This window comes from Streptomyces sp. NPDC013455, from assembly GCF_040632975.1.
Taxonomy (GTDB): Bacteria; Actinomycetota; Actinomycetes; order Streptomycetales; family Streptomycetaceae; genus Streptomyces.
Map to the genome: position 1 here is coordinate 778,602 of NZ_JBEYCX010000001.1, position 21,459 is coordinate 800,060.

Sequence of the window (21,459 nt, forward strand, 5' to 3'; positions counted from 1 at the left end):
TCCCGCTTCGCCCTGATAGGCATGGCCCATGGGGACTGACCACGGGACCGAGTTGAAGACGCTGCGCCCGGAGGAGTTCGATGGGTGGTGGGAGCACCTGATCCGCGCGTTCGGCGGCGGACCGACCTCCACCGAAGAACGCGAACTGGACAAATCGCTCACCGAGTTCGATCGCTCCCTGGCCGTGTGGGACGGGGAGACCCTCGTCGGCACGTCCGGGGCCTTCAGCTTCCGGATGACCGTGCCGGGCGGGGCGGTGGTGCCCACCGCGGGCGTGACGATGGTCAGCGTGGCCGCGACGCACCGGCGGCGCGGGGTGCTGACGTCGATGATGCGCCGGCTGCTGGACGACGCCCGCGCCAAGGGTGAACCGCTGGCCGCGCTGTTCGCCTCCGAGCCGGCGATCTACGGCCGCTTCGGGTACGGCGCGGCGACCTTCCAGCTCGACGCCGAGATCGACACCGGCCGGGTGACGCTGGCGCTGCCCGCGGGCACCGACGAGGTGCGCGTGCGCTACGCGCCGCCCGCCGATGTCCTGGAGCACTGCGAGACGGTGTACGCGGCCCTGGTGCCCCGCCGCCCCGGCATGCTGGCGCGGCAGCCCGGCTGGGAGCGGACCGCCCTGCTCGACCCGGAGAGCGAGCGCGAGGGGGCGTCCGCCCTGCAGTGCGTGGTCGCCGAACGGGGCGGTGTGATCACCGGGTACGCCCGGTTCCGCACCAAGATGGGGTGGGGGCCGAGCGGCCACGACGGCACGGTGACCCTGGAGGACCTGGCAGCGCTGGATCCCGCGAGCGAGGCCGCGCTGTGGCGCTTCCTGTTCGGCATCGACCTGATGACGACGCTGAAGGTGCGGAGCCGGCCGGTCGACGACGCCTGGCAGCACCTGGTCTCCGACACCCGCCGCTGTCTGCCGCGGTCGCGGGACGCCGGGTACGTCCGCCTCGTGGACGTGGGAGCGGCCCTGTCGGCCCGGACGTATCTGACGCCCGTCGACGTCGTGTTCGAGGTCGAGGACGCCTTCTGCCCCTGGAACGCGGGGCGTTGGCGGCTGACGGGCGACCAGAAGGGCGCCTCCTGCGAGCGCACGGCCGACGCGGCCGACCTCGCCGTGTCCGTGCGGGAGCTGGGCGCGGCCTACCTGGGCGGGGTGAGCCTGCTGTCGCTGGCCGCCGCCGGGCGGGTGCGGGAGCTGCGGCCGGGGGCGCTGGCGGAGACGTCGGTGGCGTTCGGCTCACCGGTGGCCCCGTGGCTGTCGCACGGTTTCTAGGGGGTGAGACACCCCCTGGGGCGGGGCACCGCCCGGGTCACCGTTTCTGGCAGGCCGGGCACCAGAAGAGGTTGCGGGCGGCGAGGTCCGCGGTGCGGATCTCGCCGCCGCAGACGTGGCAGGGCAGGTTCGCGCGGCGGTAGACGTACACCTCGCCGCCGTGGTCGTCCACGCGGGGCGGGCGGCCCATCGCCTCCGGGGTGTGCTCCGGGCGGACGGTGTCGATCCGGTTGTTCCGCACGCCCTCGCGCATCAGCTCGGCCAGGTCGGTCCAGATCGCGTGCCACTCGGCCGGGGTGATGTCCCGGCCCGTGCGGTAGGGGTCGATGCCGTGCCGGAAGAGGACCTCGGCGCGGTAGACGTTGCCGACGCCGGCCACGGTCTTCTGGTCCATGAGCAGTGCGGCGATCGTCGTACGGCTGCGGGAGATCCGCCGGTAGGCGGTGGCGGGGTCGGCGTCCGCGCGCAGCGGGTCGGGGCCGAGCCGGTGGTGGATCGCCTCCTTCTCGCCGTCCGTGATCAGGGCGCAGGTGGTGGGGCCGCGCAGGTCGACGTACGAGGTGTCGTTCGCCAGCCGGAGCCGGACGGTGTCCGTCGGCGGGGGCGCGGGCGCGTCGCCGAAGCCGACCTTGCCGAAGAGGCCGAGGTGGATGTGGACCCAGTCGGCGTCCCGGAAGCGCAGGAAGAGGTGCTTGCCGTGGGCTTCGGTGGCGGTGAGCTCGGTGCGGTCCAGGAGGGCGGCGGCGTCGGAGAACTTGCCCTGGGGGCTGGTGACGCGGGGGGCCGTGCCACGGAAGCGCTCGGCGTAGTCCTGGGCCAGCCGGTGAATCGTGTGCCCTTCCGGCAAGGCTGCCGTGTCCTTTCCGTCTTTCCCGCCCGCCCGCCGGTCCGGGGCGGCCGGGCGGGCGGACGCGGTCGGGGGGCTCGGCCCCCGGACCGGGCCTCGACTACTGCTGGGGGTGGTGGGCCGGGATCGGCGGGAGGTCGCCCGTGGTCTCGTAGGCCGCGAGCATGTCGATACGGCGGATGTGCCGCTCGTCGCCGGAGAACGGGGTGCCGAGGAAGACCTCGACGAACTTGGTTGCCTCCTGCGTGCTGTGCATGCGCGCGCCCACGGCCACCACGTTGGCGTCGTTGTGCTGACGGCCGAGCGCCGCGGTCTCCTCGCTCCAGGCCAGCGCAGCGCGCACGCCCTTCACCTTGTTGGCGGCGATCTGCTCACCGTTGCCCGAGCCGCCGATCACGATGCCGAGGGCCTGCGGGTCCGCGGCCGTCCGCTCCGCGGCGCGCAGGCAGAACGGCGGGTAGTCGTCCTGGGCGTCATAGATGTGCGGCCCGCAGTCGACGGGCTCGTGGCCGGCGGCCTTCAGCCACTCGACGAGGTGGTTCTTGAGTTCGTAGCCCGCATGGTCGGAGCCGAGATACACGCGCATGCCACGAGTGTGACACGCCCGTTCACGGGCAGCAGCCCCAGGGTGCCGGCCGTCGGTCCGTGGAGAAATCTGTGAGCGAAGCCATAGATCCTCAAGTAATCCTCAAGTAACGATCCGGATTCAGAGGTTCCCGAATTCGTTCACCTCGGATTCACTGGACCGACTCGTACACCGCTCGTACGGGCAGCTCCACCTGGCGCAAAGGAAATCCGTCCATGACCCCTGGTTCGGGCCTTCAAGCAGGACTGAAGAACCGCCACCTGTCGATGATCGCGATCGGTGGCGTCATCGGAGCCGGACTCTTCGTCGGCTCCAGCTCCGGTATCGCCACCGCGGGACCGGGCATCCTCCTGTCCTACGCACTCGTCGGCACGCTCGTCGTGCTGGTGATGCGCATGCTCGGCGAAATGTCCGCCGCCAATCCGACGTCCGGCTCGTTCTCCGCGCACGCCGACCGTGCGCTGGGCCGCTGGGCCGGCTTCTCGATCGGCTGGCTGTACTGGTTCTTCTGGGTCGTCGTGCTCGCCGTCGAGGCGACCGCCGGCGCCAAGATCCTCAACGGGTGGGTCCCCGACGTCCCGCAATGGGGCTGGGCACTCATCGTGATGGTCGTGCTCACCGCGACCAACCTGGTCTCCGTCAGCTCCTACGGCGAATTCGAGTTCTGGTTCGCCGGTATCAAGGTCGTGGCGATCGGCGCGTTCATCGTCGTCGGCCTGCTGGCCGTGTTCGGCGTGCTGCCGGGGGTGGACGCCGAGAAGGCGTCCTTCGGCAACCTGACCTCGCACGGCGGATTCCTGCCGCACGGTCCGGGAGCGATCCTCACCGGTGTGCTGCTGGTCGTCTTCTCCTTCATGGGCAGCGAGATCGCCACGCTGGCGGCCGGCGAGTCCGAGGACCCGCAGCGTGCGGTCACCAAGTCCACCAACAGCATCATCTGGCGGATCGGCGTCTTCTACCTGGGCTCGATCCTGGTCGTGGTCTCGCTGCTGCCGTGGGACGACGCGTCCATCGCGAAGGACGGCTCCTACGTCGCCGCCCTGGACTCGCTGGGCATCGCGCACGCCGGCCAGCTCATGAACTTCATCGTGCTGACGTCGGTGCTGTCCTGCCTGAACTCGGGTCTCTACACGGCCTCCCGCATGGCCTTCTCGCTCGGCGAGCGCGGTGACGCGCCCAAGGCTTTCGCGCGGGTCAACAGCCGGGGCGTGCCGATGGCGGCGATCCTCTCCTCGGTCGTCTTCGGCTTCGTCGCCGTCTTCTTCAACTACCTGTCCCCGGACACGATCTTCCTGTTCCTCGTCAACTCCTCGGGTGCGGTGGCCCTGTTCGTGTGGCTGGTCATCTGCTTCTCGCAGCTGCGGATGCGGAAGATCCTCCAGCAGGAGGCGCCGGAGAAGCTCGTCGTGAAGATGTGGCTGTACCCGTACCTGACCTGGGCGACGGCCGCGATGATCGTCTTCGTCCTCGGCTACATGCTGACCGACACCGAGCACGACGGCCGGGAGACCGTGCTGCTGTCGGTGCTGGTCGCGGCGGTCGTGCTGGTGATCGCGGTGGTGAAGGAGCGGATGTCGGCGAACCGCCCGGCCGCCGCGGCCGAGTCCCCGGCCGACAAGGTGTCCGTCGGCTGATCCGGTTCCAGGACGCAGCAAGGCCGTACGCCCCGACGGGAATCGTCGGGGCGTACGGCCTTGTCGCATCCGGCCGCGCCGGGTGGAGGACGCCCGGGGCGGAGCGCCTCAGCGCTTGCCGGCCAGCTTCCAGGCGGCGGGCAGCAGGCCCATCGCCAGGGCCGCCTTCAGGGCGTCGCCGATCAGGAACGGGGTGAGGCCGGCGGCGACGGCCTGGGAGGCGGAGAGGTCGGCGGCGTAGGCCAGGTACGGGACGCCGATCGCGTAGATGATCGCCTCGCCCAGCAGCATCGTGCCCGCCATGCGCGGCACGGAGCGGTCGGCGCCGCGGCGCGCCAGGGCGCCCACGACGGTGGACGCGAGCAGCATGCCGAGGATGTAACCGAAGGAGACGGAGACGCCGGAGGTGCCGTGGGCGAACCACGGAACGCCGGCGAGCCCGGCGAGCGCGTACACGGCGAGCGCGGCCAGGCCGCGGCTCGCGCCGAGCGCCGTGCCGACCAGCAGGGCGGCGAAGGTCTGGCCGGTCACCGGCACCGGGGAGCCCGGGACGGGCACCGCGATCTGGGCGGCGAGGCCGGTGAGCGCGGCGCCGCCGAGCACGAGCGCGGCGTCGCGGACGCGGGACGCGGGCAGCAGGTCGGCGAGTACCTCGCGGGGGCGGACGGTGGCGGCAGCGGTGCTCATGGGGACTCCGCGGGTGACGGGAGAGGCTGGGACACCGTGACGCTATCCCAGCCGCGCGAAGCCGATCACCGTCAGCGCTCGACAAAGCGCGGAGCGCCAGCTTGGTGGGCTCCGTACAAAGGGTGTGGGTGACACCCATCGGCGCGTGACACTGATCACGGAGGCAGAGACGTTTCGCTCACGTGACAGCGCGTCGACGTGACTGTGGAATCTCGCCAATCGAACCCTGCTCGTCTGGTCGGATTCACCGTTCCTGCCCTACCCTTCCAGCCATGGTTGCCCAGGCCCGGTACCTCACCTCGCGTCGCTATGTGGACCTGCGACGCCAGGGCACGGCCACCTGTCGCCGCCCCGGATAGGGGGCGGGCTCCGGCGCGCCTTCGTCCTCCGAGACCTGTCGAGACGTGACGGCCCCGTTCCCGAGGACGGTTCTCCATGCCCCGTACCGCGGCATCCACCCTTGTCTCACCCGTTCCGCGTGCCGCCGACAGCGACCGGCGGCGCACCAGCGCCAGCGTCGTCCTGCGCTCCGTGCTGGAGCACGGACCGGTGGCGCGCAGCACCATCGCCCGGCTGACCGGGCTGTCGCCCGCGTCGGTGACCGGGCACTGCGCGCTGCTCGCCGGGCTCGGCCTGATCCGGGAGTCCGCCGCGCCCCGCCGCTCCAACGGCGTCGGCCGGCCGCACGTACCCGTCGACCTGGACGACACCCGCTTCCTGGTCGCCGGGATCCATGTGGCCGTGCCGTACACCACGGTCGCGCTGCTCGATCTGCGCGGCCGGGTCGTGGCGCGGCGGGAACTGCGGCACGAACGGACCGAGCCGGGCCGGGTGCTGGCGCGGGCCGCCGAGGGGCTGGCGGCGCTGTGCGCCGAGGTACCGGGCCGCCGCCCGCTGGGCGTCGGGGTGGCGGTGGGCGGCTGGGTGGACCGGGAGACGGGCACCGTGGTCGAGCACGAGCTGCTGGGCTGGCGGGACGTGCCGGTGCGGGAGCTGCTGGGCGTCCGCACGGGTCTGCCGGTGCACGTGGACGGGCACGCGCGGGCGCTGGTGAACGGGGAGCGGCTGTTCGGGCGGGCCCGGGGCAGCCGCAGCGTGCTGCACCTCTTCGTGGGCAACGTGGTCGACGCGGCCTTCGCCACCAACGACGAGGTGCACCACGGCCCGCGTTCGGCCGCCGGTGCGATCGCCCACCTGCCGGTGCCGGGCGGCGCCGAGCCGTGCCCGTGCGGCCGTACCGGCTGCCTCCAGGCGGAGCTGGGCGAGCGGACGCTGTGCCGGCGGGCGCGGGCGGCCGGGGTGGTCGACTCGGCCAATCCGATGCACGTGGTGGCCGCGGCGGCGGCCGGCGACGCGGTGGCCCGGCGGCTGCTGCTGGAGCGGGCCCGGACGACCGGGCGGGCCGTCGGACTGCTGCTGGACGTGCTCAACCCGGAGACGGTGGTCGTCACCGAGGTCGGCTCGCTGCACTTCCCGGACTGCCTGGCCGCGCTGCGGGACGCGGCCGGCACGGCGCGCCGCACGGCCGTCCTCCCGACGAGTTTCCCGGATTCCGTGCTGGCGGTCGCGGGCGGCTCCGTGATTCTCGACGTGCTGTTCCGGGATCCGCTGGGCGCGTCACCTGAGGCTATTTAATTCAGAACCTCGGAATGTTGACAGATTTCGCTCATGGCCAGGAACATCCTGGTCATGAGCTCTCTCACCAGCTGTCGCACCTTCTGTTGCTGACACATTGCCGCGCATGAAGCGCGTGTTTCCCGCTGTGTGAGTTCTTCTTCCTCCGGCTTCTCTTCCCGGAATGTCTCCGGCTTTTCCTCTCCTTTTCTCCCGGGAGTCCTCCCATGCACCGTCGTGTCTTTCTCGCCTCCCTGCTCGGCGCCTCCGCCGCCGTCACGGGCCTGAGCGGCTGCGCCACGGGCGACGCGTCCGCCGCGGCGAAGGGCGCCGCGACCGAGCCCCTCGCCGCCGAGGTCCCGGCCGGCACCAGCCTGAGAATCGCCTCCTACCAGGACCAGCAGCAGCTGCTGTTCCGGCTGGCCAAGCTGCCCGAGCTGCCCTTCCGGGTGTCGAGCTGGGTGAACATCGGGGCCGGCCCGGATGTGATCAACGCCTTCCGCGCCAAGTCCCTGGACCTGGCCAACAACGCGGGCATCCCGCCGATCCAGGCGCACTACCAGGGCTTCGACGCCAGGATCGTGGCGATCGGCATCACCCGCAGGCCCAACTACCTCTTCGCCACCAGGCCGGGCAGCGACATCCGCACGGTCGCGGACTTCAAGGGCAGGAAGCTCGCGTTCTCGCAGGGCCAGGCGCAGGGTGTGGTCCTGCTCCGGGCGCTGAAGCGGGCCGGGCTGTCGTACGACGAGGTCCAGCTGGTCCCGCTGACCAGCAACCAGTTCCTCACCGCGCTGCAGTCCGGGCAGGTGGACATCGCCCCGCTCGCCAACAGCCAGGCGCCGGCGTACCTGAAGCAGTACGGCGGGAAGGGCGCCCACGTCGTCCGGACCGACGTCGTCGACCTGCTCAACCTGCTGTGGGCGCCGCAGTACGTGCTGAACGACCCGGCGAAGGCCGCCGCGATCGCCGCCTACATCCCCCGGTGGGCCGAGGGCCAGGTCTGGCAGTACGAGCACCCGGACGTGTGGAACGAGGAGTTCTACGTCGGGACGCAGAACCTGACCCCGGAACAGGCCCGGGGCATCTCCGAGCTGGCCAACAAACCGCTGTTCCCGCCCAGCTGGGACGAGGCGATCCGGTGGGAGCAGGAGACCGCCGACCTGCTCGCCGAAGGCGGGTTCGTGAAGAAGTTCGACGTGTCCTCGCTCTTCGACCACCGCTTCGAGGCGATCGCCGCCCGGGCCGTACCCGAGGAGTACCGGAAGTGACCGCCGTGACCACGACGACGACCGCCGTCGCGGCGGCGGGGGCCGCGGAACACCGCCAGGTCCGCCGGCGCCGCCGCCTCTCCCCCGGCCGCCGGCTGCCCGCCGCCCGGCTGGCCGGCCCGCTGGTGCTGCTCGCCCTGTGGGCGGCCGCCTCCGCCGCCGGCACCCTGGACCCGGGGGCCGTCCCGGCGCCCTGGACCGTGCTGCGGACCGCCGGGCGCCTGTGGGCCGACGGGACGCTGCCCACCGATGTGCTGACGTCCCTGGAACGCGCCGGCTACGGCTTCGCGATCGGCCTGACCGCCGGGGTGCTGCTGGCCCTCGCCTCCGGGCTCAGCCGGGTCGGGGAGGCGCTGATCGACGGGACCGTGCAGCTCAACCGGGCGATCCCGACCCTCGGTCTGATCCCGCTGTTCATCCTCTGGCTGGGCATCGGGGAGACCTTCAAGATCGCCATCATCGCGATCGTCGTCTACATCCCCGTCTACCTGAACACGCACGCCGCGCTGTCCGGCATCGACGGCCGCTTCGTCGAACTCGCCGAGGTGCAGGGGCTGTCGCGGTTCGCCTTCGTCCGCCAGGTGGTGATCCCCGGCGCGCTGCCCGGATTCTTCGTGGGGCTCCGGCTCGGCGTGACCGGCTCCTGGCTCGGCCTGGTGGTCCTGGAGCAGATCAACGCCACCAGCGGTCTCGGCTACCTGATGTTCCAGGCGCAGAACTACGGCCAGAGCGACGTCATCCTGGTCGGCCTGCTGATCTACGGCGTCTTCGGCCTGGTCTCCGACAGCGTGGTCCGTCTGATCGAACGGAGGGTGCTGTCGTGGCGCCGCACACTCGGCAACTGACCCGGCCCGCCGTGCGGCTGGACGGCCTGACCCGGTCCTTCGGGGGCCGCACGGTCCTCGACGGCATCGATCTGGAGCTGCCCGCCGGACAGTTCACGGCGCTGCTCGGGCACAGCGGCTCCGGCAAGTCCACCCTGCTGCGGGCGGTGGCGGGCCTGGACCACGGGGTGGCGGGCGGCGGGCGGCTGGCCGCGCCCGAGCGGGTCTCGGTGGTGTTCCAGGACTCCCGGCTGCTGCCCTGGCGCCGGGTGCTGGACAACGTCCTGCTCGGGCTGGACGGCAAGGACGCCCGGGAACGCGGCCGGGCGGCGCTGGCCGAGGTCGGCCTGGAGGGCCGCGAGCGGTCCTGGCCGGGAGAGCTGTCCGGCGGCGAGGCCCAGCGCGCCGCACTCGCCCGCTCCCTGGTCCGCGAGCCCGAGCTGCTGCTGGCGGACGAGCCGTTCGGCGCCCTGGACGCGCTGACCCGGATCCGGATGCACCACCTGCTGCGCGAGCTGTGGAGGCGCCACCGGCCCTCCGTCCTGCTCGTCACCCACGACGTCGACGAGGCGATCGTGCTCGCCGACCGGGTCCTGGTCCTGGAGCGGGGCCGGATCGGCCTGGACCTGACCATCGACCACCCCCATCCGCGCTCCTACCGGGAGCCGGTGCTGGGCGAGTACCGCGAGCGGCTGCTGGCCGCCCTGGGCGTCACGGAGGACCACCGGTGACCACGAGAGAGCTCCACCTGAACGCGTTCCTGATGGACACCGGCCACCACGAGGCGTCCTGGCGGCTGCCGGAGAGCGACCCGTACGCGCACGTCGACCTCCGGCACCACGTGCACCTCGCCCGGATCGCCGAGCGCGGCGCCTTCGACTCCCTCTTCCTCGCCGACGGTCCGCAGCTGTGGGGCAGCCTGGCGCAGCGGCCGGCCGGCGCCCTGGAACCGCTCACCCTGCTGACCGCGCTGGCCACGGCCACCGAGCACATCGGCCTGATCGCCACCGCCTCCACCTCCTACAACTCCCCCTACAACCTGGCCCGCAGGTTCGCCTCGCTGGACATCGTCAGCGGCGGCCGGGCCGGCTGGAACATCGTCACCACCGCGGGGGCCGAGGCGGCCCGCAACTTCGGGCTCGCCGACGAGCCCCCGCACGCCGAGCGGTACGCCCGCGCCGCCGAGTTCCTCGACGTGTCCCTCAAGCTGTGGGACAGCTGGGAGGACGACGCGGTCGTCGCCGACAAGGCGGCGGGCGTCTGGGGCGACGACGGCAAGATTCACCCGCCCCGGCACCGGGGCACGTACTTCGGTGTCGAGGGCGCCCTCAACGTGCCCCGCAGCCCGCAGGGCTACCCGCTGCTGGTGCAGGCCGGCTCCTCGGCGGACGGCAGGGCGTTCGCCGCCCGCTACGCGGAGGCGGTGTTCACCGCCCAGCAGACGCTGACCGGTGCCCGGTCCTTCTACGCCGACCTCAAGGCCCGTACCCGGCGGGCCGGACGCGACCCCGACCACGTCAAGGTGCTGCCCGGGATCGTGCCCGTCCTCGGGTCGACGGAGGCCGAGGCGCGGGCGAACGAGCAGGTGCTGGAGGACCACATCGTGTACGAGCACGGGGTGAGGCGCCTGGAGAGCCTGCTCCGGCTGGAGCCCGGCACCCTGGAGCTGGACGCCCCGCTGCCCGCCGGCCTGCCGCCCGAGTCCGCCGTCGAGGGCGCCAAGAGCCGCTACACGCTCGTGGTCGAGCTGGCCCGGCGGGAGCGGCTGACCGTGCGGCGGCTGATCGGCCGGCTCGGCGGCGGGCGCGGGCACCTCACCTTCGCCGGGACGCCCGAGCAGGTCGCCGACCGCATCGAGACCTGGTTCACGCAAGGGGCCGCCGACGGCTTCAACATCATGCCGGCGGTGCTGCCCTCCGGCCTGGACGCCTTCGTGGAGCACGTCGTACCGATCCTGCGCGCCCGGAAGCTGTTCCGCGCCGAATACGGCCCCCGCCGCACCCTGCGGGACCGCTACGGCCTGCCCCGCCCCGCCAACCAGTACCTCAGCCCCGCGTTCGCCTGAAAGGAACCGCCATGCCCCTCGAGATCACGAAGATCACCGCACGGATCGGCGCCCGCGTCCGGGGCGTCGACATCTCCCGGCCGCTGGACGCGGCGCAGGTCGCCTCGCTGCGGGAGGCGCTGAACGCGCACAAGGCGCTCGTCTTCGACGACGTGCGCCTGGACGACGCGGGCCAGCAGGCCTTCGCCCGGCACTTCGGCGAGCTGACCACCGCGCACCCGACGGTCGGTGCCGTGCCGGGCGCCCCGAACGTGCTGCCGGTCGACAGCGAGCGGGGCCGCGCCAACCACTGGCACACCGACGTCACCTTCGTCCTCAACCCGCCGCAGGCCAGCACCCTGCGCAGCCTGACCGTCCCGCCGTACGGCGGGGAGACGCTGATCGCCGACGCGGCGGGCGCCTACCGCGACCTGCCCGAGCCGCTGCGCCGCTTCGCCGACACCCTGTGGGCCGAGCACACCAACGACTACGACTACGCGGTGCCGGAGGAGGAGATCGACGCGGACCGGGCCGCGCAGCGCGCCGAGTTCACGTCCCTCACCTACCGCACCGTGCACCCGGTGGTCCGGGTGCATCCGCTGACCGGCGAGCGCGGCCTGTTCATCGGGGGGTTCGCGCAGCGGATCACCGGGCTGTCGCGCGGGGAGTCCCGCCGGGTCCTGGAGCTGCTGCAGGCGTACGTCACCCGCCCGGAGAACGTGCTGCGCCACCGCTGGTCGGAGAACCAGCTGGTGCTCTTCGACAACCGCATCACGCAGCACTACGCCGTCGACAACTACGACGGGCGGCCGCGCCGCCTGCACCGGGTGACCGTGGCCGGTGACGTCCCGGCCGGTGTCGGGGGCAAGGAGAGCTACTCGGTCGAGGGCGACGCCTCGCACTACACCCCGGTGGCAGCGTAACCGTACGCTCGCCGTGCGTAGGGCAGGTGTCCGGATAGTGGGCAGCCCCTCCCCGTGAGCGGACGGGCCGCCCAGACTGGCGGGGTTTTTGTCCCGTCCATTGCACCGGGAGAGCCGCGCCCATGCCCCACAGCACCACCACCGAGACGCCTCCGCAGCAGGACGGCTCCTCCCTCTCCCACGGCCTCAAGCAGCGCCATCTGTCGATGATCGCCCTCGGCGGGGTCATCGGCGCGGGCCTGTTCGTCGGTTCGGGTGCGGGCATCGCCGCCGCCGGCCCGTCCATCGTGGTCGCCTACACCCTCTCCGGCCTGCTGGTGATGCTGGTGATGCGGATGCTCGGCGAGATGTCGGCCGCCTACCCGTCGTCGGGCTCCTTCTCCGCGCACGCCGAGCGGGCCATGGGCCCCTGGGCCGGCTTCGCCGCCGGCTGGTCGTTCTGGGTGCTGCTGTGCACGGCGGTCGGGCTGGAGGGCATCGGCGCCGCGAAGATCGTCCAGAGCTGGGTGCCGGGGACCCCGCAGTGGATGTGGGTGGCCCTGTTCATGGTGGTGTTCTGCGGGGCGAACCTGGCCGCCGTGAAGAACTTCGGCGAGTTCGAGTTCTGGTTCGCGGCCCTGAAGGTCGGTGCGATCAGCCTGTTCCTGATCCTCGGGCTGCTGGCCATCACCGGGGTCCTGCCCGGCACCCAGGCCCCCGGTGCGTCGAACCTGACGGACTTCCTGCCGAACGGCAGCGACGGCCTGATCATCGGGCTGCTCGCGTCGGTCTTCGCCTACGGCGGTCTGGAGACGGTCACGATCGCGGCCGCCGAGTCGGAGGACCCGGTGCGGGGCGTGGCCTCCGCGGTCCGCACGGCGATGTGGCGCATCGCCCTCTTCTACATCGGCTCCATGGCGGTCGTGGTGACGCTGGTCCCCTGGGACTCGAAGGACATCGTCGACCCGGACAAGGGCCCGTACGTCGCCGCGCTGGAGCACATCGGCATCCCGGGCGCCGGGCAGCTGATGAAGGTGATCGTCCTGGTGGCCCTGCTGTCGGCGATGAACGCCAACATCTACGGCTCCTCGCGCATCGCCTACTCGCTGGTCGGGCGCGGTCAGGGGCCGAAGGCGCTGGCGCGGCTCTCCGGCGGTGTGCCCCGGCTCGCGGTGCTCACCTCCTGCGTCGTGGGCTTCCTGTGCGTGCTGCTCAGCTACTGGAGCCCGGACGAGGTCTTCCCCTGGCTGCTGAACATGATCGGCGCGGTGATCCTGGTCGTCTGGATCTTCATCGCGGTCTCCCAGCTGCTGCTGCGCCGCCGGCTGGAGCGCGAGGCGCCCGGGAAGCTGGTCGTGCGGATGTGGGCGTTCCCGTGGCTGACCTGGCTGGCGCTGGCCGGCATGGCGGCGATCTTCGTGCTGATGGCCCGTGAGCCGGACACCCGCGTCCAGCTGTACTCGACGGGCGGGATGACGCTGGCCCTGGCGGCCCTCGGTTACGTGTGGCAGCGGGTGCGCGCCCGCGACTGAACCGGCGCTCCCCGGCGAGGCCCCCACGGACACGTGGGGGCCTTTCTGTTGTCCGGATCTTCTTGTTGCTAGCGTGTACTTGCAAGAGACTTGCAATAAGGTTCCGGAGGGGATCACCCATGCCCGTCTACACGCTGCCCGACCTGCCCTACGACTACTCCGCGCTGGCGCCCGTGATCAGCCCCGAGATCATCGAACTGCACCACGACAAGCACCACGCGGCCTACGTGAAGGGCGCCAACGACACCCTGGAGCAGCTCGCCGAGGCCCGGGACAAGGAGGCGTGGGGCACGATCAACGGCCTGGAGAAGAACCTGGCCTTCCACCTGTCCGGGCACATCCTGCACTCGGTGTACTGGCAGAACATGACCGGCCCGAAGGACGGCGGCGGCGAGCCGCTGGCCGCCGACGGCGTGGGCGAGCTGGCCGAGGCGATCAAGGAGTCCTTCGGCTCCTTCGCCGCCTTCCGGACCCAGCTCTCCAAGGCCGCGGCCACCACCCAGGGCTCGGGCTGGGGCGTGCTCGCCCACGAGCCGCTGAGCGGGCGGCTGATCGTGGAGCAGGTCTACGACCACCAGGGCAACGTCGGCCAGGGCTCCACCCCGCTGCTGGTCTTCGACGCCTGGGAGCACGCCTTCTACCTCCAGTACCGCAACCAGAAGGTGGACTTCATCGAGGCGATGTGGCAGGTCGTCAACTGGCAGGACGTCGCCCGCCGGTACGCGGCCGCCACGTCCCGCGCGGACGTGCTGCCGACGGCTCCCTGAGCCCCCTCGGTCGTCCTGCCTCGTGATCGTCTTCTCACCCTTCACGGCGGCAGGCGGATGAGAGGAGACCCCCGTGAGGACGTGACTCACGGGGGTCTTCCCATGGGCGTGCCGAACCTCCGCCCATCGCGACCGGCCCTGTGAACTTCCCACCGCCGTCCGGGATTTCCCCCTCGTCTCCCCGCGCGCGAGGGATTGACGGTCATCCCGTGCCGTTACACCCTCTGTTGTCGAGTCGACTCGCACGGTGAACCCGCCCGACCCCACCGCCCCACCGACGGAGGTCCCGGATGGACAGGCACGTGCACGACCGCCGACGCTTCCTCACGCTCACCGGGGCCCTCGCCGCCGGTGCCGCCGCGGCCCCGCTGCTCTCCGGCTGCGGCACCGGCTTCGGCGGCGACGACCGGGGCGAGGGCGGCGGTTCGGCCGCGGACGACGTCACCGGCGCCTTCGACTGGAAGCGGGAGAAGGGCGGCACCGTCAGGGCGCTGCTGAACAAGCACCCGTACACCGACGCCCTGATCGCGGACCTGAAGTCCTTCACCGACAGGACCGGCATCGAGGTGAAGTACGACGTCTTCCCCGAGGACAACTACTTCGACAAGCTCACCGTCGACCTGGCCGGCGGGCGCGCCTCCTACGACGTGTTCATGCTCGGCGCCTACATGGTGTGGCAGTACGGGCCGCCGGGCTGGCTGGAGGACCTGGGGCCCTGGATGCGCAACTCCTCGGCCACCGCCGCCGAATGGGACCAGGCGGACTTCTTCCCCAACCTCCTCCAGGCCGACCAGTGGTCGCTGAAGGCGGGCGCGCCGCTGGGCCGGGGCGGGCAGTACGCGCTGCCCTGGGGCTGGGAGACCAACGTGGTCGCCTACAACACCGAGGTGTTCCGCAAGCTGGGACTGAAACCGGCCGAATCCTTCGGGGAACTGCGCGAGCTGGCCGGGGTGATCAAGAAGAAGGCGCCCGGCGCCGGGTTCGACGGGATGTACGGGATCGCCGTGCGCGGGTCGCGGAGCTGGGCCACCATCCACCCCGGGTTCATGACGATGTACGCCCGCAACGGGCTGCGCGACTTCACGGTCGACGGCGGGAAGCTCACCCCCGCCATGAACTCCCCCGAGGCCGTGGCGTTCACCGAGGACTGGGCGGCCATGGTCCGGCAGGGCGGGCCGCCGTCCTGGACGTCGTACACCTGGTACCAGTGCTCCGCCGACCTCGGCGCGCGGAAGGCGGGGATGCTCTTCGACGCCGACACCGCCGCCTACTTCCAGGCCGTCGAAGGGGCCTCGCCCGCCTCCGGGAAGATCGCCTTCCATCCGGGTCCCAAGGGACCGGACGGCTCGCTCGCCACCAACATGTGGATCTGGTCGCTGGGCATGAACGCCCGGAGCACCCGCAAGAGCGCCGGCTGGCTGTTCCTCCAGTGGGCCACGGGCAAGGAACACCTGCGCCGCGCCGCGCTCCGGCACAACCACATCGACCCGGTGCGCAGGTCGGTCAGCCAGGACGGCGCCTACCGGGACAGGATGCGGCACCTGCCCGGCTTCCTGGAGACCTTCGAGACGGTCGTCGGCCAGACGGAGATCCAGTTCACCCCGCAGGCCCAGTTCTTCGACGCCACCACCAGCTGGGCCGCGGCCCTCCAGGAGATCTACGGCGGGAAGAGCGCGCGGTCCGTGCTGGACCGGCTGGCGGACGACCTGGGCCCGAAGGTCGGCTGATGCGGTCGCGCCCGGCGCTGCGGCCGTACCTGCTGATCCTCCCGGCGCTGCTGCTGACCTGCGGGATCCTCTACCCGTTCGGACTCGGCCTGTACTACACGCTGTTCGACTTCTCGGCGGCCGAGCCGCGGCCCGACATGGTCGGGCTGGACAACTACGCGACGGTCTTCTCGCAGGACGCCTTCTGGCACTCGGCCTGGGTGACCGTGCTGTACGCGGTCGGCGCGGCCGGCGTGGAGACCGTGCTCGGGGTCGCCGTCGCCCTGCTGCTGCACCGTTCGTCGCCGGTGGGCCGGGTCCTGGAGAAGATCCTGATCCTGCCGCTGATGATCGCCCCGGTCATCGCGGCGATCATCTGGAAGCTGATGCTCCAGCCGTCGGTGGGGGTGGTCAACCACCTGCTGGAACCCGTCGGGCTCGGCGGGGTGCAGTGGACGGACACCCCGACGGGCGCGCTGCTGTCGTCGATCGCCGTCGACGTGTGGGTGTACACCCCGTTCGTGGCGATCCTCGCCCTGGCCGGGCTGCGGTCGCTGCCCGTCTCCCCGTTCGAGGCGGCGGCCGTGGACGGCGCCGGCCGGTGGTACACCTTCCGGCGGCTGACCCTGCCGATGCTGTGGCCGTACGTCATGGTCGCGCTGATCTTCCGGTTCATGGACTCGCTGAAGGTCTTCGACGTCATCTACGCGCTGACCGAGGGCGGGCCCGGCGACTCCACCGTGGTGCTCCAGATCCGGGCGTACCTGGAGGCCATCCGGTTCCAGCGGTACTCCTTCGGGATCAGCTACACGATCGTGCTGTGGGCCGTGGTGTACCTGGCCGCGATGGTGCTGGTCCGGCACCTGGGCCGGATCCAGCGGAAGGCGGCGGAGGTGTCCGGGTGAAGGGGCGGCTGTGGGGGTGGCTGGCGGACGCCGCCCTGCTCCTGTACTTCGTCTTCGCGCTGTTCCCGGTCGCCTGGATGCTGATCCTCTCCCTCAAGCCGGCCGACCAGCTCTTCAGCACCTACTTCTCCTTCACCCCGACCCTGGGCGCCTACCGCACGGTGCTCGGGGACAGCGAGGGCATCCCGTTCGTCCGCTTCTTCGTCAACAGCCTGGTGGTGTCCGTGGGCGCGGTCGCGCTGTCCCTCGTGGTCGGGCTGCCGGCCGCGTACGCCTCGGCGCGCTGGCGGTTCAGGGGCTCGGAGAACCTGATGTTCACGCTGCTGTCGTTCCGGTTCGCGCCCGAACTCACCGTGATCATCCCGCTGTTCGTGCTGTACCGGAAGCTGGGCCTGTTCGACACCTACGTGGGCATGGTGTGGGTGCTCCAGCTGGTCACCCTGCCGCTGGTGGTGTGGATCATGCGGTCGTACTTCGCCGATCTGCCCCCGGAGCTGGAGCAGGCGGCCCTCCTGGACGGCTACACCCGCACCCAGGCGTTCTTCCGGGTGGTCCTGCCGCTGGTCAGGCCCGGTGTCGCCGCCGTGTCGCTGCTGGCCTTCATCTTCGCCTGGAACAACTTCGTCTTCCCGCTGATCCTCACCTCCAACGAGGCCCAGACGGTGACCGTGGGCGCCCTGTCCTTCCTCGGCGGCGACCGGCCCAAGTACCACCTCACGGCCGCCGCCGCGCTCGTCTCGGTCGTCCCGCCGCTGCTGCTCGCGCTGACCATCCAGCGCTACCTGGTGCGCGGGCTGTCCTTCGGGGCGGTGAAGTCATGAGCATCGCGCTGCGGGGCGTACACAAGTCCTACGGCCGCACGACCGCCCTGGACGGACTGGAACTCGACGTCCGGGACGGGGAGTTCTTCTGTCTGCTCGGGCCGTCGGGGGCCGGCAAGACGACCGCCCTGAAGACCGTCGCCGGGCTGGAGCGGCCCGACGCCGGCACGGTCGAGATCGACGGCCGGGACATGCGGGGCGTGGAGCCGTACGACCGGGGCCTGGCCATGTGCTTCGAGAGCTACGCCCTGTACCCGCACCGGTCGGTGTACGACAACCTGGTCTCACCCCTGCGCTCCCCGCGCCACAGGCTGCCCGCCGCCGAGGCCCGCGACCGGGTCCGCGCGGTCGCCGGGCTCCTCGGCATCGGCGGCCTGCTGGACCGGATGCCGGGGCAGCTGTCCAACGGGCAGCGGCAGCGGGTCGCCCTCGGCCGGGTGCTGGTCCGCCCGGCCCGCGCCTTCCTGCTGGACGAGCCGCTGTCCCACCTCGACGCCAAGCTGCGCCAGCAGATGCGGGCCGAGCTGAAGGCGATCGGGGCCGTCCGGCGCACGACCACCCTGTACGTCACCCACGACTCGGTGGAGGCGCTGGCGCTCGGCGACCGGATCGGGGTGATCCGTCAGGGCCGGATCGTGCAGACCGGCACCCGGGAGGACATCTGGTACCGGCCCCACGACACCGAGGTCGCGCGGGCCTTCGGGCGGCCCCGGATCAACCTGCTGCCCGGGGCGGTGACCGGGGACGGCACCTTCCGGTCCCCGGACGGAGCGCTGGAACTGCCCCTTCCCGTCCGGGTGGCCGCCGGCACCGAGGTGCTGGTGGGCGTGCGCCCCCGGGACGTGTCGCTGACCGGCGAGGGGCACCGGCTGGCCGGGACGGTGTACGTCACCGAGGTACTCGGCCGGTCAGTGGAGGTGACCGTGCGGATCGGCGCCCGGCATCTGTCGCTCGTGACGTCCCGCGGCGAGGCGGCCGGACTGCGCCCCGACGACCCGGTCCGCCCGGTCGTCCGGCCCGAGGACCTGCTGGTGTTCGAGGCCGACCGGCCCGGGCTCCCGGGCCGGCGGATGGCGCGGCGATGAGCGGCACCGGTGCGCGGCGGGGACCCGCGGCCCGCCAGGCCGCCGTGGCCGAACTGGTCCTCGCCGAGGGCTCGGCGACCGCGGCCGAACTGGCCGAGCGGTTCGGGGTGAGCCTGATGACCATCCACCGCGATCTGGACGAACTCGAACGGCAGGGCGTGGTACGGAAGTCCCGGGGCGGGGTGACCGCGCAGCCGTCCGGCGTGTTCGAGTCGAACGTGCAGTACCGGCTGAAGACCATGCGCCCGCAGAAGGCCGCGCTGGCCGAGCGGGCGATGCGGCGGATGGAACCGGGCATGGCCATCCTGCTGGACGACTCCACCTCCACCCTGGAGATCGCCCGCCGGCTGTCCCTCGGCGAGATCACCCCGCTCACCGTCGTCACCAACTTCCTGGAGGCGATCAACCTGCTCGCCGGCCGGCGGGGCATCCATCTGATGGCGCTCGGCGGCGACTACGACCGGCTGCACTCCTCCTTCCTCGGGGTGTCCTGCGTGGAGGCCGTCGGCCAGCTGCGCGTGGACGTCGGCTTCGTGTCCACCTCGGGCGTGCACGGCGGCTACGCCTACCACCAGGAGCAGCACATCGTCTCCGTGAAGCGGGCGATGCTCGACGTGGCCGCCCGCAACGTGCTGCTGGCCGACCACACCAAGCTGGGCCGGGTCGCCCTGCACCGGGTGGCGCCCCTGTCCCGCTTCGACCTGCTGCTGGTGGACGACGGGGCCTCCGCCGAGGCGCTGCGCGACCTGGACGAGCACAAGGTGCGTTACGAGGTGTGCGCCACCGGCTTGAGGGAGGGCGATGACCACGCTGGAGTTGCGTGAGCTGCGCAAGACCTACCGGTCGCGGGGCCGACCGGCGGTGGAGGCGGTCCGCGGCCTGGACCTGAGCCTGGACTCGGGTGAACTGCTGGGGCTGCTCGGCCCGTCGGGCTGCGGGAAGTCCACCACCCTGCGGATGATCGCGGGCCTGGAGACGGTGACCGGCGGGGACATCCTGGTCGGCGGCGCCTCGGTGACGGACCGGCCGGCGCGGCGGCGCAACATCGGCGTGGCCTTCGAGAACTACGCGCTGTATCCGCCGCTGACGGTCGCGGAGAACCTGGCGTTCGGGCTGCGGGCCCGGGGCGGCCGCCGCGGGAAGGACGTCTCGCGCAAGGTCGCCGAGATCGCCGGGCGGGTGGGGCTGACCGACGTCCTCGACGCCCGCCCGGCCGGTCTGTCCAGCGGGCAGAAGCAGCGGGTGTCCCTGGCCCGCGCCCTGATCCGGGAACCGGACGTGCTGCTGCTGGACGAGCCGCTGTCCCACCTGGACGCGGCCCAGCGCGACACCACCCGTCGCGAGCTCAAGCGCATCCAGCGGGACGCGGGCCACACCACGATCCTCGTCACCCACGACCAGGAGGAGGCCCTGTCGCTGGCCGACCGGATCGCCGTCATGCGGGACGGCGTGATCCAGCAGCTCGGCACCCCGTACGAGATCTACGACCACCCGGCCACCGTCTTCGTGGCCGACTTCGTCGGCGAGCCCGCGATCAACCTGCTGCCCGGTGTCGCCGGCGCCGACGGCCACGCCCGGCTGTCCGCCGGGGTGCGCGTGCCGCTGCCGGTGCCGGTGCCGGACGGCCGTGCGGTGGTGGTCGGCATCCGGCCCGAGGACCTGAGCCTCACCGGCGCCGACGGCATCCCCGCCCGGGTCGTCGCCCACGAACCCCTGCTGGAGTCCGGTATCGCCACCCTCGCCCTGGACGGGGTGGAGCGGCACCTGGTGGTCCTCACCGGGCCCGGGGTACGGCTCGCCCACGACGAGCGGGTCCGGGTGGCGGCCGGGCTCACCCATGTCTTCGACGCCGAGACGGGAGACTCCCTGCGATGACCTCCAGTGGTGTGCGCGTGGTGGCCGCCGGCGACCACTTCGTCCTGCCGTCCCTCATCACCGCCGCGCTCGCCAAGGAGAGCGGCTGCGCGGTGCGGGAGGTGATGCTGGGCTGGCCGCTGGAGCCGTTCGGGCCGGTGGCCGAGGTGAGCGAGGCGAGCGACGCCGAGGACGAGCTGATCGCGGCCCTCGCCGGCGCCGAGGTGCTCGTCACCCAGATGGGCCCGGTCACCGAGCGGGTCCTCGCGGCCTGCCCCGCGCTGCGGCTGGTCGTCGTCTGCCGGGGCGGACCGGTGAACGTCAACCTGGAGGCGGCCGAGCGGCACGGCGTGCGGGTGTGCTTCGCGCCCGGCCGCAACGCCGCCGCCACCGCCGAGTTCACCGTGGGCCTGCTGCTCGCCGCCCTGCGCCGCATCCCGCAGGCCCACGACCTCCTCGCCCGGCAGGGCAGCTGGGCGGGCTCGTCGTACTACACCTACGAGCACGGCGGCCTGGAGCTGGAGGACCTGCCCGTCGGACTCGTCGGCTACGGCGCGGTCGGCAGCCGGGTCGCCCGGGTGCTGTGCGCGTTCGGGGCGCGGGTGATGGTGTACGACCCGTACGTCCGCGGCGAGGTGCACGGGCTGCGCCTGTCGGCCCTGGACGACCTGCTGCGCCGCTCGGCGGTGCTCACCCTGCACGCCCGGCTCACCGCCGAGACCCGCGGCCTCATCGGCGCCCGCGAGCTGGCGCTGCTGCCGCCGGGCGCGGTGGTGGTGAACGCGGCGCGGGGCCCGCTGCTGGACGAGGAGGCGCTGTGCGACGCGCTGGCCGCGGGGCGGCTGTCCGCGGCGGCCCTGGACACCTACGCCCGCGAACCGCTGCCGCCGGGCTCGCGGCTGCAGGCGATGGCCGGCCGGGTGGTGCTCACCCCGCATCTGGGCGGGGCCAGCCGGGCGGTGGCGGAGAAGGCCGCCCGGATCGCCGCCGCCGAGGTGGGCCGCTGGCTGCGCGGGGAGCCGCTCGCGCACTGTCTGACCTGAGGGCCCGGGAGGCTCGGCACGTTCGTCGTCACCGACGCGGGCCCGTATTGCCGGTGCAGGCCGCCGC

The 21,459-nt window shown here is 72.2% G+C and carries 20 protein-coding genes; 17 read left to right on the forward strand and 3 right to left on the reverse strand.

All coding sequences use genetic code 11. The features are described from left to right. Positions 1-28: 28 nt before the first annotated feature. A complete protein-coding gene (locus ABZ576_RS03425) occupies positions 29-1,270 on the forward strand; it encodes a GNAT family N-acetyltransferase (RefSeq protein WP_360735244.1) in 1,242 nt (413 codons plus the stop codon). A gap of 37 nt (positions 1,271-1,307) precedes the next feature. On the opposite strand, the gene ABZ576_RS03430 is transcribed toward ABZ576_RS03425, so the two are convergent. Next, positions 1,308-2,117 carry a DNA-formamidopyrimidine glycosylase family protein gene (locus tag ABZ576_RS03430; RefSeq protein ID WP_360735246.1) on the reverse strand — a complete coding sequence of 270 codons (810 nt, stop codon included), beginning with the start codon at positions 2,115-2,117 and terminating at the stop codon, positions 1,308-1,310. A gap of 100 nt (positions 2,118-2,217) precedes the next feature. Then, positions 2,218-2,703 (reverse strand): ribose-5-phosphate isomerase, encoded by a 486-nt coding sequence (locus ABZ576_RS03435; RefSeq protein ID WP_360735248.1) that lies wholly within the window; start codon positions 2,701-2,703, stop codon positions 2,218-2,220. Between the two features lie 215 nt (positions 2,704-2,918). Between ABZ576_RS03435 and ABZ576_RS03440 the strand changes: the two genes are divergently transcribed. Further along, positions 2,919-4,337 (forward strand): amino acid permease, encoded by a 1,419-nt coding sequence (locus ABZ576_RS03440; protein WP_360735250.1) that lies wholly within the window; start codon positions 2,919-2,921, stop codon positions 4,335-4,337. A gap of 108 nt (positions 4,338-4,445) precedes the next feature. On the opposite strand, the gene ABZ576_RS03445 is transcribed toward ABZ576_RS03440, so the two are convergent. Further along, on the reverse strand, positions 4,446-5,024 hold the full coding sequence (locus tag ABZ576_RS03445; RefSeq protein WP_360735252.1) for a biotin transporter BioY: 579 nt from the start codon (positions 5,022-5,024) through the stop codon (positions 4,446-4,448). A gap of 435 nt (positions 5,025-5,459) precedes the next feature. Between ABZ576_RS03445 and ABZ576_RS03450 the strand changes: the two genes are divergently transcribed. The 15 genes from ABZ576_RS03450 to ABZ576_RS03520 all read left to right on the forward strand — a co-directional run bounded on the left by ABZ576_RS03450 (position 5,460) and on the right by ABZ576_RS03520 (position 21,392). Then, positions 5,460-6,659 (forward strand): ROK family protein, encoded by a 1,200-nt coding sequence (locus ABZ576_RS03450; RefSeq protein ID WP_360735254.1) that lies wholly within the window; start codon positions 5,460-5,462, stop codon positions 6,657-6,659. Between the two features lie 206 nt (positions 6,660-6,865). Next, entirely contained in the window at positions 6,866-7,909 is a 1,044-nt protein-coding gene (locus tag ABZ576_RS03455; protein WP_360735256.1) for an ABC transporter substrate-binding protein, read from the forward strand. Beyond that, positions 7,906-8,754, forward strand: a complete 849-nt coding sequence (locus tag ABZ576_RS03460) for an ABC transporter permease (protein WP_360735258.1) — start codon at positions 7,906-7,908, stop codon at positions 8,752-8,754. Before ABZ576_RS03455 ends, ABZ576_RS03460 begins: the two co-directional genes overlap by 4 nt. Then, complete coding sequence (locus tag ABZ576_RS03465; RefSeq protein WP_360735260.1) at positions 8,730-9,464, forward strand: ABC transporter ATP-binding protein; 735 nt, start codon at positions 8,730-8,732, stop codon at positions 9,462-9,464. The genes ABZ576_RS03460 and ABZ576_RS03465 overlap by 25 nt, the downstream gene beginning before the upstream one ends. Then, the gene (locus tag ABZ576_RS03470; RefSeq protein ID WP_360735262.1) at positions 9,461-10,798 is read left to right on the forward strand and encodes an LLM class flavin-dependent oxidoreductase; all 1,338 of its coding nucleotides are present in this window, start codon (positions 9,461-9,463) and stop codon (positions 10,796-10,798) included. The genes ABZ576_RS03465 and ABZ576_RS03470 overlap by 4 nt, the downstream gene beginning before the upstream one ends. An 11-nt stretch (positions 10,799-10,809) precedes the next feature. Next, positions 10,810-11,700 carry a TauD/TfdA family dioxygenase gene (locus ABZ576_RS03475; RefSeq protein WP_360735264.1) on the forward strand — a complete coding sequence of 297 codons (891 nt, stop codon included), beginning with the start codon at positions 10,810-10,812 and terminating at the stop codon, positions 11,698-11,700. Positions 11,701-11,822: 122 nt separating this feature from the next. Further along, positions 11,823-13,211 carry an amino acid permease gene (locus ABZ576_RS03480; RefSeq protein WP_360735266.1) on the forward strand — a complete coding sequence of 463 codons (1,389 nt, stop codon included), beginning with the start codon at positions 11,823-11,825 and terminating at the stop codon, positions 13,209-13,211. Between the two features lie 119 nt (positions 13,212-13,330). Beyond that, on the forward strand, positions 13,331-13,978 hold the full coding sequence (locus ABZ576_RS03485; protein WP_360735268.1) for a superoxide dismutase: 648 nt from the start codon (positions 13,331-13,333) through the stop codon (positions 13,976-13,978). A 290-nt stretch (positions 13,979-14,268) separates the two neighbouring features. Continuing rightward, positions 14,269-15,705, forward strand: a complete 1,437-nt coding sequence (locus ABZ576_RS03490) for an extracellular solute-binding protein (RefSeq protein WP_360735270.1) — start codon at positions 14,269-14,271, stop codon at positions 15,703-15,705. Beyond that, on the forward strand, positions 15,705-16,589 hold the full coding sequence (locus ABZ576_RS03495) for a sugar ABC transporter permease (protein WP_360735272.1): 885 nt from the start codon (positions 15,705-15,707) through the stop codon (positions 16,587-16,589). Before ABZ576_RS03490 ends, ABZ576_RS03495 begins: the two co-directional genes overlap by 1 nt. Next, entirely contained in the window at positions 16,586-17,410 is an 825-nt protein-coding gene (locus ABZ576_RS03500) for a carbohydrate ABC transporter permease (RefSeq protein WP_360735274.1), read from the forward strand. Before ABZ576_RS03495 ends, ABZ576_RS03500 begins: the two co-directional genes overlap by 4 nt. Continuing rightward, positions 17,407-18,495, forward strand: a complete 1,089-nt coding sequence (locus tag ABZ576_RS03505) for an ABC transporter ATP-binding protein (RefSeq protein ID WP_360735276.1) — start codon at positions 17,407-17,409, stop codon at positions 18,493-18,495. The genes ABZ576_RS03500 and ABZ576_RS03505 overlap by 4 nt, the downstream gene beginning before the upstream one ends. Next, complete coding sequence (locus ABZ576_RS03510; RefSeq protein ID WP_360735278.1) at positions 18,492-19,319, forward strand: DeoR/GlpR family DNA-binding transcription regulator; 828 nt, start codon at positions 18,492-18,494, stop codon at positions 19,317-19,319. The genes ABZ576_RS03505 and ABZ576_RS03510 overlap by 4 nt, the downstream gene beginning before the upstream one ends. Then, entirely contained in the window at positions 19,297-20,370 is a 1,074-nt protein-coding gene (locus tag ABZ576_RS03515) for an ABC transporter ATP-binding protein (protein ID WP_360735280.1), read from the forward strand. The genes ABZ576_RS03510 and ABZ576_RS03515 overlap by 23 nt, the downstream gene beginning before the upstream one ends. Beyond that, complete coding sequence (locus ABZ576_RS03520; protein WP_360735282.1) at positions 20,367-21,392, forward strand: 2-hydroxyacid dehydrogenase; 1,026 nt, start codon at positions 20,367-20,369, stop codon at positions 21,390-21,392. Before ABZ576_RS03515 ends, ABZ576_RS03520 begins: the two co-directional genes overlap by 4 nt. Positions 21,393-21,459 lie beyond the last annotated feature (67 nt).

Excerpts from the sequence above, each read along its gene's own strand:
- ABZ576_RS03425 (WP_360735244.1), top strand. The coding sequence starts at position 29 with ATGGGGACTGACCACGGGACCGAGTTGAAGACGCTGCGCCCGGAGGAG.
- ABZ576_RS03435 (WP_360735248.1), bottom strand. The coding sequence starts at position 2,703 with ATGCGCGTGTATCTCGGCTCCGACCATGCGGGCTACGAACTCAAGAAC.
- ABZ576_RS03440 (WP_360735250.1), top strand. The coding sequence starts at position 2,919 with ATGACCCCTGGTTCGGGCCTTCAAGCAGGACTGAAGAACCGCCACCTG.
- ABZ576_RS03445 (WP_360735252.1), bottom strand. The coding sequence starts at position 5,024 with ATGAGCACCGCTGCCGCCACCGTCCGCCCCCGCGAGGTACTCGCCGAC.
- ABZ576_RS03450 (WP_360735254.1), top strand. The coding sequence starts at position 5,460 with ATGCCCCGTACCGCGGCATCCACCCTTGTCTCACCCGTTCCGCGTGCC.
- ABZ576_RS03455 (WP_360735256.1), top strand. The coding sequence starts at position 6,866 with ATGCACCGTCGTGTCTTTCTCGCCTCCCTGCTCGGCGCCTCCGCCGCC.
- ABZ576_RS03475 (WP_360735264.1), top strand. The coding sequence starts at position 10,810 with ATGCCCCTCGAGATCACGAAGATCACCGCACGGATCGGCGCCCGCGTC.
- ABZ576_RS03480 (WP_360735266.1), top strand. The coding sequence starts at position 11,823 with ATGCCCCACAGCACCACCACCGAGACGCCTCCGCAGCAGGACGGCTCC.
- ABZ576_RS03485 (WP_360735268.1), top strand. The coding sequence starts at position 13,331 with ATGCCCGTCTACACGCTGCCCGACCTGCCCTACGACTACTCCGCGCTG.
- ABZ576_RS03490 (WP_360735270.1), top strand. The coding sequence starts at position 14,269 with ATGGACAGGCACGTGCACGACCGCCGACGCTTCCTCACGCTCACCGGG.
- ABZ576_RS03495 (WP_360735272.1), top strand. The coding sequence starts at position 15,705 with ATGCGGTCGCGCCCGGCGCTGCGGCCGTACCTGCTGATCCTCCCGGCG.
- ABZ576_RS03505 (WP_360735276.1), top strand. The coding sequence starts at position 17,407 with ATGAGCATCGCGCTGCGGGGCGTACACAAGTCCTACGGCCGCACGACC.
- ABZ576_RS03510 (WP_360735278.1), top strand. The coding sequence starts at position 18,492 with ATGAGCGGCACCGGTGCGCGGCGGGGACCCGCGGCCCGCCAGGCCGCC.
- ABZ576_RS03515 (WP_360735280.1), top strand. The coding sequence starts at position 19,297 with ATGACCACGCTGGAGTTGCGTGAGCTGCGCAAGACCTACCGGTCGCGG.
- ABZ576_RS03520 (WP_360735282.1), top strand. The coding sequence starts at position 20,367 with ATGACCTCCAGTGGTGTGCGCGTGGTGGCCGCCGGCGACCACTTCGTC.